The sequence below is a fragment of the Clostridium sp. AF35-15 genome, assembly GCF_003477745.1.
GTDB classification, from domain to species: Bacteria; Bacillota; Clostridia; order Lachnospirales; family Lachnospiraceae; genus Otoolea; species Otoolea fessa.
The window spans coordinates 66,856-78,363 of record NZ_QUDY01000013.1; the positions used below are offsets into that span (position 1 = coordinate 66,856).

9 protein-coding genes and 1 pseudogene are annotated in these 11,508 nt (G+C 49.1%); 6 read left to right on the plus strand and 4 right to left on the minus strand.

Going from position 1 to position 11,508, the window contains the following annotated elements; translation table 11 throughout:
* Positions 1–70: 70 nt before the first annotated feature.
* Positions 71–1,006, minus strand: a complete 936-nt coding sequence (locus DWZ76_RS13220) for an NAD(P)-dependent oxidoreductase (protein WP_118472953.1) — start codon at positions 1,004–1,006, stop codon at positions 71–73.
* Between the two features lie 16 nt (positions 1,007–1,022).
* Complete coding sequence (locus tag DWZ76_RS13225) at positions 1,023–2,954, minus strand: thiamine pyrophosphate-binding protein (RefSeq protein WP_118472954.1); 1,932 nt, start codon at positions 2,952–2,954, stop codon at positions 1,023–1,025.
* A 236-nt stretch (positions 2,955–3,190) separates the two neighbouring features.
* Between DWZ76_RS13225 and DWZ76_RS13230 the strand changes: the two genes are divergently transcribed.
* The 5 genes from DWZ76_RS13230 to DWZ76_RS13250 all read left to right on the plus strand — a co-directional run bounded on the left by DWZ76_RS13230 (position 3,191) and on the right by DWZ76_RS13250 (position 8,615).
* Positions 3,191–3,997 (plus strand): 3-deoxy-manno-octulosonate cytidylyltransferase, encoded by an 807-nt coding sequence (locus DWZ76_RS13230; RefSeq protein WP_118472955.1) that lies wholly within the window; start codon positions 3,191–3,193, stop codon positions 3,995–3,997.
* Positions 3,994–4,659, plus strand: a complete 666-nt coding sequence (locus DWZ76_RS13235; RefSeq protein WP_118472956.1) for an HAD hydrolase-like protein — start codon at positions 3,994–3,996, stop codon at positions 4,657–4,659. Before DWZ76_RS13230 ends, DWZ76_RS13235 begins: the two co-directional genes overlap by 4 nt.
* Positions 4,660–4,689: 30 nt before the next feature.
* Positions 4,690–6,300, plus strand: coding sequence for an aldolase catalytic domain-containing protein (locus DWZ76_RS13240; protein ID WP_118472957.1), 1,611 nt, complete (start codon positions 4,690–4,692; stop codon positions 6,298–6,300).
* Between the two features lie 171 nt (positions 6,301–6,471).
* Entirely contained in the window at positions 6,472–7,851 is a 1,380-nt protein-coding gene (locus DWZ76_RS13245) for a cell wall-binding protein (RefSeq protein WP_118472958.1), read from the plus strand.
* 224 nt (positions 7,852–8,075) lie between these two features.
* Positions 8,076–8,615 (plus strand): hypothetical protein, encoded by a 540-nt coding sequence (locus tag DWZ76_RS13250; protein WP_118472959.1) that lies wholly within the window; start codon positions 8,076–8,078, stop codon positions 8,613–8,615.
* A gap of 154 nt (positions 8,616–8,769) precedes the next feature.
* Here the strand turns inward: DWZ76_RS13250 and DWZ76_RS15115 are convergent, their stop codons facing one another.
* Positions 8,770–8,925: a hypothetical protein gene (locus DWZ76_RS15115; protein ID WP_182427968.1), complete on the minus strand. Its 156-nt coding sequence runs from the start codon at positions 8,923–8,925 to the stop codon at positions 8,770–8,772.
* 269 nt (positions 8,926–9,194) lie between these two features.
* On the minus strand, positions 9,195–10,850 hold the full coding sequence (locus DWZ76_RS13255) for an O-antigen ligase family protein (protein ID WP_118472960.1): 1,656 nt from the start codon (positions 10,848–10,850) through the stop codon (positions 9,195–9,197).
* Positions 10,851–11,315: 465 nt separating this feature from the next.
* On the opposite strand from DWZ76_RS13255, the pseudogene DWZ76_RS13260 reads away from it, so the two are divergent.
* Positions 11,316–11,508 (plus strand): annotated as a pseudogene (locus tag DWZ76_RS13260) (IS110 family transposase); the annotation flags it as partial.

Consider the following 11,508-nt stretch of genomic DNA (forward strand, 5'->3'; position numbering starts at 1 on the left):
GCATAAACTGATAAAATATGTCCAAATATTTACCATTCTCTCCCGTCACTCTGCACAGAGGGCAGAAAAATCATTTCTGAAAAGCTAGAATTTTCTTCATTCCTTCTTCAAAATATACCTGTGGCTTCCAGCCAACCACCCGCTCCATCTTGCGGATATCCGGGATCAGATTGACGATTCCCTCTGCATTCGGCGGGCGGACGCCAAATTCCATGCTGCCCTGCCTGCCGCACAGCTCATAGACCGTCTCGACAAACCCGCGCAGCGGTCCTGTCTCATCCATCGGACCGCCCAGATTGTAGACACATCCGTGATCCGTGAGATTTCCCGCATATTCTGCCAGATCTGCCAGAGCGCGCCCCGCATCGTCAATATACATGAAGTTCCAGAGCTGCGTGCAGGCGGTCATCGTCATCTTCTCCCCTGCCCGGAAGGCCCGGACACAGGAGGAAAGAAGCGACCACGGATGATCGCCCGGTCCATACGTGCTGAAAATCCGTGCATGCCCGTAATCCAGTCCCAGTTCCCAGCAGAGCACTTCCGCCTGCTGCCGGACTGCCAGTTTCGCGCGTCCATACGGGGAGGTCGGCTCGCAGACCGCCTCCTCGTCTGTCAGCTCACTCTTGATGCCATACTCCGCCTGCGAACCTGTAAAGAGAAACCGCCGGCACCCGAGGTCTTTCGCCACGCGGACGGCATTCAGCGCGTCCTGCACGCTCTCCTCCTGGACTGACTCATTTTTCCGTGAATCACTCCCTGCACCGCGCCAGCCCATATGGAGAAACACATCGCATCCGCCCGGAATCCGTTCCGGCAGTTTCGAGAGCTTCCCCAGATCCTCCTCCAAAATCGTGAGTCCCTGCGGAAATTTTCCATTTTCCCGCAGCAGATCCGCTTTCGTCGAATGTTCCCGCAGTACGGCGAATACCTGATGTCCGCGATGTAACAGCTCGCGCACCGCCCCCAGACCTACAAAGCTGGTGGCACCTGTGACAACTATCTTCATTCTATCGTTTCCTTTACTATTTTTTAATACGCGGAATCAGCATGATACGGTCCATCTCCTCGTCCGGCAGGAATGGGGACAGATCCTCCAGAGGTGGCGATACAAGCGTTCCGTCCGGCAGTCTCTTCGCCGCGGACTTTGGCTCAAAGTTCTGATCCAGCGTTACAAATACCTCGCAGATTACCGGGCCGTCCATCGCCAGCGTTTCTTCTACCTTCTCGCCCAGCTCCTTGTTTCCATGAATCGATACATATGGGAATCCATACGCCCACGCCAGCTTTTCCATGCTCGGGAATCCAAGATCGCCGCTGTCCACGCCGATACCGATGAGCGGCTCGCCGAAGAAATTCTTCTGGGTCTGGCGGATGGAATGGTAACCGCCGTTATTGATAATGAAAATCTTGATCGGCATCCGGTGGCTGACAACTGTCTCAAGCTCCTGTAAATTCATCTGAATACTGCCGTCTCCGGTAATCAGGATAATATCCTGGCTGTGATCTGCCACGCACGCGCCGATCGATGCCGGAAGTCCGTAGCCCATCGAAGCGATGCCGGAGTTCGAGATAAATCTCTGTCCCTTTTTCACAATATTTGCGTGTCCACACACAACGTTTGCAGATCCATTCCCCACAACCACGATCTGGTTCTCATTTAAACGGCGGCTCATCTCATACGCAAATGCATATACGTTTGCCTGCGTCTGCGTGCCGCCGTTCATGTGCTTCGGCAGAACCACCGGATAATCATGCTTCCAGCCCTGGCAGATACGCAGCCACTCTGCCTGCGCGTCCTTGTACTCCTGCGTCATCGAAGCCGCGCCGTCCGCTTTTCCTTCCTCCGAAAGAACCTCGTCCATCACGTTCAGAAGATCCTTCACATCCGCGTGAACCGGCATGTCCACATGCAGGGTCGGCTTTTTCAGCTCTTCGGCATCGATATCATTCACAATCACATACGCCTCGCGCGCCCAGGTAGTAAAACGGTAACCGACCTGACGGAAACTCAGACGGCTTCCGAGCGACAGCACCAGATCGCTGTTCTGGATCGCGAAGTTGCCCGGGCGATCGCCGACGTTGCCACCTTTTCCGATGTACAGCGGGTGTTCGTCATAGATACAGTCGATGCTGTCCGCGCCGGTCACAACCGGGATTCCCAGCTTTTCAACCACGCGCATGAAAACATCGTGCGCCGCGCCGATACGGATACCATTTCCGGCATTGATCACCGGACGTTTGGAGGTGCGGACTTTCTCGATGATCGCACGCGCCGTCTCCTTCGTCACACGTGCCGGAAGTTTTGCACGAAATTCACCTTTTCCGGCGGTATCCTCCGGGATCTCGGACGCGCTCTCTGCCGCCCAGCCGGTTCCGCCCGCCTCATAATCCTCCGGATCAAAGCCGATCAGATCGTCTGTCTCAATCATTGCCGCCTGCACATTCAGCGGAATATCCAGCCAGGTAGGACCCGGACGGCCGTTGTACGCCAGATACAGGGCTTTTTCCACACAGAAGCGGATACGCATCGGATCGATCACCATCTCACAGTATTTTGTCATATTGGCAACCGATTTGGTGATATCATACTCCTGATCGCCCATCGCGCGCAGGTGAAGTCCCGTGCTGCGCGCTGTCGTGTCATAACGCACCTGTCCGGAAATGACAAACATCGGGATTGAATCCAGAAATCCGCCCGCAACGCCGTTCATCGCATTGATGCCGCCAGGTCCCGTCGTCACGCACACTGCCGCAATCTTGTTGTGGATGCGGGCATACGCCTCCGCTGCCATCGCACATGCCTGCTCATGATGATTGTAGAGGCAGTGAAGTCCTTCCTGATGCCCCAGCGCATCATCCAGATGCATCGCGCCGCCGCCCGTGATCATAAACACATCCGTGATGCCGGATGCGAGAAGCTTTTCTGCTATATAATTAGAAAGTTTCTGTTTCATTTTGATTTCCTCCTGAAAATACCTTGTCAAGTGGTCATATTATACCACACATATTTCTTTTTTCATAGCCGACACGGCATTTTCCCAACTCCTTACATTTTTCTTATGCTGTCTTGTATTTCTCCTATTTCTTTTCTATAATAAAGGTCAGCATCCGGTTCACATCGGTATGCCTGAATCGTTACGGTTCAGTTTACTTTATGTAACTGCATTTTTATCATACAGAGGAACGTCTTATGAATCGATTAGCACAGAAAAAAAAGGTCTGCGCGCTGATTCCGGCGCGGCTTAATTCGGTTCGCTTTCCGGGAAAGGCATTGAAACAGATTGATGGGATTCCAATGGTTGTGCGGGTTCTCGCAGCGGCGCGGGACAGCGGTGTATTTGATGCCGTTTACGCTGCGACCGACAGCCCTGAGATTGCTGCTGTTTGCCAGACATATGGATTTGAGGCGGTTTTCACCTCCCATTCCCATCAGAATCCGACCTCCCGCATTCAGGAGGCGGTGACGATTCTGGAAGATTCCAAGTCTGCTTCTTCGCGGAAATTTGATTTTTATGCGATGATCGGCGGGGATGAACCGCTTCTGACACCGGAGATTCTGCAAAATTTTATGGAGCAGGCGCTTACTGTTATTACCTCAAAAGAGAATGTACAGCGTCCATTTCTCATCAATGCCATGGCAGATATCCCGAACGATGCCGAGACAGCCGATCCATCCAACATAAAAGTGGTCTGCCGCCCGGACGGCACAGGGCTTTACATTTCCCGTGCGCCAATTCCATTCCGCAAGGGGACGCTTGACAAACCTTCCCGGAAATTTGTGAGTATCGGGCTTTATACGCGGGAATCGCTTGATTTCTTCTGCCAGAGCAGACCGGGCATTCTGGAACAGATCGAGGGCGTGGATTTGCTGCGTTTCCTCGAATATGGGAAAACGATCCTATTTCTTCCCATCTGCGGATATACGCTTTCCGTAGACACCCCCGCCGACCTTGAAACAGTACAGGCGATTTTACACAGGAGGACTAGCACCCTATGAATAAGAAAACATACCGCGGCGTGATCTTCGACCTCGACGGCACGCTGCTCGATACATCCGAAGGCGTCTTTGCGAGCGTGCGACACACGGTAGAAGCACTTGGAAAACCTGCCCTCGACGAGGCGACACTCCGCACCTTTATCGGACCGCCCGTCAAGCTGTCGCTCATCCGCCTCTATGGACTGGACGAGGAGGCCGCAAACCACGCAACCGAGATTTTCCGCACCCAGTACAAGGATCACGACCTGCTGAAAGCCGAGCCATACGCCGGTATCAAAGACCTGATCCGCGCACTCCGCGCACAGGGCTGCAAGATCGGGGTTGCCACCCTGAAACGTGAAGATTATGCGCTGACTCTGCTGGAACATTACCATTTCACAGAACTCTGTGACTCCATCTGCGGCAGCGATTTTGCCAGCAAAATGACGAAGGCTGACGTTCTGCACAAGTGCTTAAAAGCTTTGGAGTTGTCTCCATCCGAGGCAGTTCTTATCGGTGATACCTCTTCCGACGGAAAAGGTGCCAAAGAGGCAGCTGTCGATTTTATGGCAGTCACCTACGGCTTCGGACCAGATACCGCGGAGGCATGGCAGGAATATGCGCCGGTTTATACGGCAAAGGATACGCATGATATCGGGGCGTTTCTGGGAGTCAATTTTTAAAATTACAAACATAACAAGGGGACAAACATCATGAAACAAGTCAAATTACTCGACTGCACTCTCCGCGACGGCGGCTACGTCAACGACTGGGAGTTCGGTCACGACAATATTGTTACTATTTTTGAACGTCTGATCAGCGCGGGCGTGGACATTCTGGAAGTTGGTTTTCTGGATGACCGCCGCACTTTCGACCGCAACCGCACGATCATGCCGACAACCCAGTGTGCCGATCAGATTTTCGGCAAGCTGGACAAGGGAAATACGATGATCGTTGCCATGATCGACTACGGAACCTGCGATATTTCTAATTTAAGCCCGTGTTCAGAGTCCTACATCGATGGCATTCGCGTTATTTTCAAAAAACATGTGATGCATGAGGCGATCCAGTTCTGCCACGAAGTCAAAAAACTGGGCTACAAAGTGTTTGCACAGGCGGTTTCGATCACCAGTTACTCCGACCGTGAGCTTCTGGATCTGGTTGACCTTGTCAACGATCTGGAACCGTATGCGATGTCCCTTGTAGACACCTACGGTCTGCTGCATCAGGATAACCTGCTGCACTATTTCCAGCTCTTAAACTACAACTTAAAACCATCGATCGCGATCGGCTACCACTCCCACAATAACTTCCAGCTCGCATACTCAAACAGCATGGAAGTCTTACGCGAACCGGCAGACCGCACCGTTTTAGTTGATGCCACCCTGTACGGCATGGGAAAAAGCGCCGGAAATCTTCCGATCGAACTCATTTCCATGTACATGAACACTGTATTCGGACGCAATTTCAATGTCAGTCAGATGCTCGAGGCGATCGACATCAGCATCATGCCGTTCTTCCGCAAGAGCCCATGGGGATATAACCTGTTCTTCTATATTTCCGCCTCCAACAACTGCCATCCGAACTACGTCCGCTTCCTGATGGATAAGCACACCCTGTCGCTTAAATCCATCAATACGATTCTGGATGCGATTAAGCCGGAGAAAAAACTGCTCTACGACAAAGATTACATTGAAACACTGTACCGCAGGTATCAGAGCACAGAATGCAATGACGAAGCCGATATTCAGGCATTGAGTGCTTCCTGGAGCGAGCGCCCGCTTCTGCTGCTCGGTCCGGGAAAGAATCTGGAACTGGAAAAGGAGGCAATTCTTTCCTATATTAAGGCGCACAATCCGATCACAATCTCCGTCAATTTTATCCCGGAGGGAATTCCAATCGATTATGCGTTCTTAAGCAATTCCAGGCGCTATGTCCAGCTCAACAACCGCCTGCTCGAGCACGCCGACGCCCAGGGACGCCCGGTGCGCGTCATCGCGACCTCAAACGTGACAAATGTCAAAGATACACATTTTGATTACACCTTAAACTATAATTCCCTGATCGACCAGAATGCAGAGATCATCGATAATTCCTTTGTCATGCTGCTGAACGTCCTGACCAAAACAAGCGTCCACCACGCCGCCTGCGCGGGATTCGACGGATATACGGTCGATGGAGACAACTATTATAATTCCGCGATGGACTACCGGATCGCGCGGGAAAAATCACAGAGTATTAACCAGTATGTGATAGATACGCTGGAGAGGCTGGCAGGAACGCTGACGCTGGAGTTCCTGACGGATTCGAAATACGTAAAATAAAAAATTATATTTTCATATAGAAAAAGGGGTGTTCCAGCTGGTTCACCCCTTTTTCCACATCTCTCCACCCTTTCCAGCAACGCACACTATCTTTTTACGCATAATCCCCGTATAATAAGCCCCGTAATGCAGCGATGGATTTTCGCATTTTCAAAAAGGAGAGATTATACCATGCGTAAGCAAACTAAAACTTTAGCTGTTTTATCCGCTGCGGCTTTGTTCGCGGCTGCTGCACCTATAATGACAAATACGGGAACTTACAGAGTTCTGGCGGCTCAGAGCGGCTGGACAGAGGAAGATGGTCGTCTTTATTACTACGATGAGGACGGCTATAAAGAGACAAACACATGGAAAAAGCGGAATGGCGACTGGTTTTATCTCGATGAGGAAGGCGAGATTGCTACCAATCAGAGAGTCGATGACTATTTCGTCAACGATGAGGGGCACATGGCAAAGAACCAATGGGTTTCGGCTGAAAATGAGATCAGCTATGACAGCCCGGATTCTCCGGACGGCGGCTCCTGGCTCTATTTTGGCAAGGACGGCAAGATTGTAACTGCCAAATGGATGAGCATCAACGGAAAAACCTACTATTTCGACGAGGACGGACTGATGCAGACCGGGCTTCTGGAGCTGGACGGACAGACCTACTACCTCGGCGAGGAGGATGACGGCGCCAGAAAAACCGGATGGATTCTGCTGGAAACCATCACGAAAGACACCGACGATGAAGATATCTGGTGCTATTTTGACACCGAAGGACGCATGATCGTAAACCAGATGGACCGCAAAATCGACAATGGCTACTACACTTTCATCGACGGCCAGATGCAGACAGGCTGGATCAATGTCGCGGAAGCTGGCTTTGTAAGCTCCAGCACACCTTCAAACGAAGCAGCAACAGCGGACAACTCTGCCACAGACACTGTCAGCTTAAACGATTTCCGCTATTACGATCCGGAAAATGGCGGACGCCGGGCAAGCGGCTGGTACACCATTGAAGGGGCACCGGGCATCAGCGAAGAAGAAGAGCCATTTTCCTTCTTCTTTAAAAACGGAACCGCTTACTTTGCCGAGAAGGATCTTGCTATTTTCACCATCAATTCCGAGCGCTACTGCTTCAACGAGCGCGGTGAAATGCAGACCGGACTTCAGAGCCTGAAACAGGCGGATGGCAGCTTCGCCTCCTACTACTTCGGCGACGACGGCGTGATGCGTACCGGCAAGCAGACCATTTACAATGATGATTTAGAAGAAAACCAGATCTGGTATTTCCAGACCAAAGGCTCTCTCAAAGGACAGGGCTACCATGGCGAGCGCGATAACCAGGTTTATGTAAACGGTCTTTTAAAGAAGGCGGATCCGGAACTCCGCTATGAGCCGGTTTCCATCAGTGAAAAACGCTACCTGGTAAACACCAGCGGCACCATCCAGAAAGCAACCTCTTCCTCCTCTTCCGCTTCCCGTCCGGAACTCGGAAAAGGGTTCAAGGATATCAAAGACAGCAATGATACTGTCTGGACAGTTGACACATCTGGAATCATCCAGTAGAATATAATATTGCATCCGTTCAAATACCGCAGGACACTTTTGTGACACCGCGGTATTTTTTCTAAAAGATGTCTTTTTTTATCGTTTTGAAATTTTTTTTGGAAATTTTTAAATTTTTTTCTAAAAACCAGTTATAATGTTCTCGATTAAAACGTATTATAATAAGGGGAATATTTTCATTTTTCTCCTAATGACTCAACTCTTACTTCTACGGAGGCAACTCTATGCGTGGTTTAAATGTTTATTGCTGTCCAAACTGTGGACATTATGGATTCTTTCAGCTCGTTGCCAATGCGGTGTGTCCGCATTGCTCAATTGCCATGACTCCTCTTCCCATTCCGTATCAGGATTTCATGGACTTAGACTATCCACAGCGGCAGATCCTGATTTCCAGACACATGATTAATGCGGCGATCCCTTTGGATTCTAAAGCCAAACCGGCGAACAAGGCTAAGGCACCAGAGCAGACAAAGCCATCCGGCCGGAGCAAATCACTGGATGATGAAAAATCGTCGGTTCAAAATGCAGCACCCGATAACACCAAACTGATGACAGATCCTTCTGCAGCACCGGGTAAAACAAAATCGTCTTCCACTTCCTCGAAGATCCATCCGGATATTTCAAAAGATTCCGACAAGGAAACGCTCTATCAGGAAGTATTGGCTCTAAGAGAGAAAAACGAGCAGCTGGAGCAGACTGTCTCCTGGATGCATGATTTAATCTGGGAATTGACGCGCCGACTACATATTACACAGAGTAGATAAAAAATGCCGCATGATTCATTCTGGTTTGATAACATACCTTCTGAATCATGCGGCTTTCATATTCGATCTACTATTTAATTTTTGATTTGATTTTTCACCTGCTCCATCTGGTATAAATGAGCCTCTTCTTTTCCATCTTATCCAGGCTCTCCGCTTATCCCGCCTTCTCCGTCTTACAGAGTATGTAGTGGTCAATCATCCGGTTTAAGCTTTGATTCATCTGATCCAGAGTTTTAAATAACTCCCTCAGCTCACGCTTTAATTCTTCATTTTCCTGCTCTAAAACGACCAATTTTTTAGCTTCATCCATAAACTCTCCTCCTTTTGACTGCCTGTTCTTCCATTCAGATGACCACACTGCATAACGCAGCTCTGCCAGGCGATCATATCGTTTTTTCTTTTCATATTATTTATAAACCGATTTTAAGAAAAATAAAAGAGTCTATCGATCGCAAATTTCGACACGGGTTACTGTGCACACATTACTTTAAATTCTAAATCGACAAAGTTCGTCATTTCGGCTTTTCCGCCGAATCTGCTCGGATTTGCTGTCTATTTAATCCGTTCTGTCTATTTGAGCTATTCTGCCTGTTCTGCTTTCTCTCTTGTGAGTGCAAGCCCAATCGCCAGCATAGCCCACATAATCGGTGTCGCGATCGGGAGGTTGATATTAACAACTGCCTGTGCTCCATAGCAGAGCACCGCCAGAACAGGCGCCAGGATCCAGGCGCACTCTTTCCATTTTTTGCACATCTGCACGCAGGTGCCGCCCAGAAACGCAAGATAAGATACAAGCGCAAGCGGTCCCATTGTAACAAGGTACTGGAAATATTCGTTGTGGGCGCTCTCATAGAAAACTCCATACCGATCCAGCGCATCCTGCCTGAAATCCCAAGTCAGAATTCCATATGTGTCTGGTCCAAAACCAAACAACTGATGCAGGAACGGCAGCTCGCGATAGGACTGCCAGCCAATTCTCCAGCAATATCCCCGGTTCGTCCCCCAGTCATCATCAAAAACAAGATACTGGGACAACGCGCTGTACCGTTCCGCATGTCCTCCCAGATTTGCATCATAGAGGACAAATGCCACTGCCAGGCATCCAAGAATCAAAACGGCACACCAGCCACGCCAAATCCATCGTCCCGGTTTGCTCTCTGGATTCGTCTGTTCCATCTTCCGTTTCCAAACACAGAGAATCCCCGCCAGAATCCAGAATAAAACGACGATTCCCTCCAGATAACGATAGCGCACCAACACGCCAAACACACCGCCCAGACCGATGACCTGATCGGCATATACTTTATTGACCGTATCTACTGCCTTGATCACGGTCATAAACGTAGCCGCCAGAATACCATAATCTGCGATGCCCCGCCATGTCGTAAATAAAAACAGCGGCATCACCGCAAACAGCATTCCAAGTGATAAATATGCATTATCACTCTGTCCGGTAATCAATGCAAAAAAGGCCAGCGCCGAAACCAGATAATACCAGATACGGCGTCCCACTTTTCTCTCACTTACAAAACAGCCGCAGGCAACCGCCATCGTAAGCGCCACAAACGCCGTATACGTGTTGATATTTCCCAATGTAGATACAAACAGGTTTCCCTGTTCATTGCTCACGCCCTTTTTCCATCCCAATAAATCCATCTGGAAATAATCTGTGATTCCAAACAGGCAGACCAGAACGGACGATGCCAAAAACACATCCAGGTACCATTTTCTCATCCGACCATACTTGCTGCTCACAATCGTTCCCAGCACATACAGCGTAATCAAAAAAAATCCGCTGAATCGTCCTTCATTGCCCCAGAACGACTCATACACATAATCCGACAGCACCGTCGATATCAGTGCCAGTCCCCAGAAAACTGCCAGTGCCTTATAGGCAAATGGCTGCTTTTTTAATTCAGACGGTCGAAACGCGCAAAAAAAATGCCGCACATGCGCCCCGCCAAACCGCTTTAAGTCCATGCACGCAAATACTATCGCTGCGATCAGGCATGACGCCAGCATCGCAACCGTGCTGAGCCAGTAAAACTGATATTTCGATACCAGAATATCATAATAATAATTATGGAAATATAGCGGAAATGCCCCAAACACCACACACAGATACACCGACACAATCCATGAAAAAACCTTTCGTACTTTTCCTTCCCATGCCTGCTCTGCCAAAATGGATGCAGCCGGAGCTCCCTGCTCTCTTGCAATCTCTGTCTGTTCCATCACATTCTTCTCCTTTTCTTATTCGTAAAACCAGAGAAACGGCTTGTATCAGTATAGCATTTCGTTTTGTGGATAGCAAGGAAGGAAATCTTAAATTTCCCCTATTATCTCGTTACTGTTCACGCATACGTGCCCAGTAACGGAATTTGCCGTGGCTTCGCATTTAAATACGGCAAATTCCTGCTGCCACCACGTTTTCTTACGGCACTTTCGGTTCCAAAAGTGCCTACCTGTGAACAGTAACATTATCTCTCCCTTTTTTTGCAACTTGCGATACTTTTCCATATCCGAAGTATAATGACCTGGTAATGCAGTTAGGATTTCGAGAAAATTATTTCAAAAAGTAAAAGGAGCTTCCTGTATAATAAAAAGCGTAGACGTTGAAAATTGAAAATACCTCAGAGTACAATAAGACTACTGACTGGCAGGTTAGTAAAAATCTTATTATACAGAGAGGTATCTACAATGAAGTCTAACACACAGAACGCAAAAATTGAAGCTATTACAGAAAAAACTTTGGTACTCGGAATTGATGTCGGAAGTGAAATGCACTATGCCAGAGCTTTTGATTACAGAGGAATCGAGTATTCGAAGAAGCCATTTAAGTTTAGCAATACAGAGGCTGGATTTGTGACATTTAAGGAATGGATCCTGAACC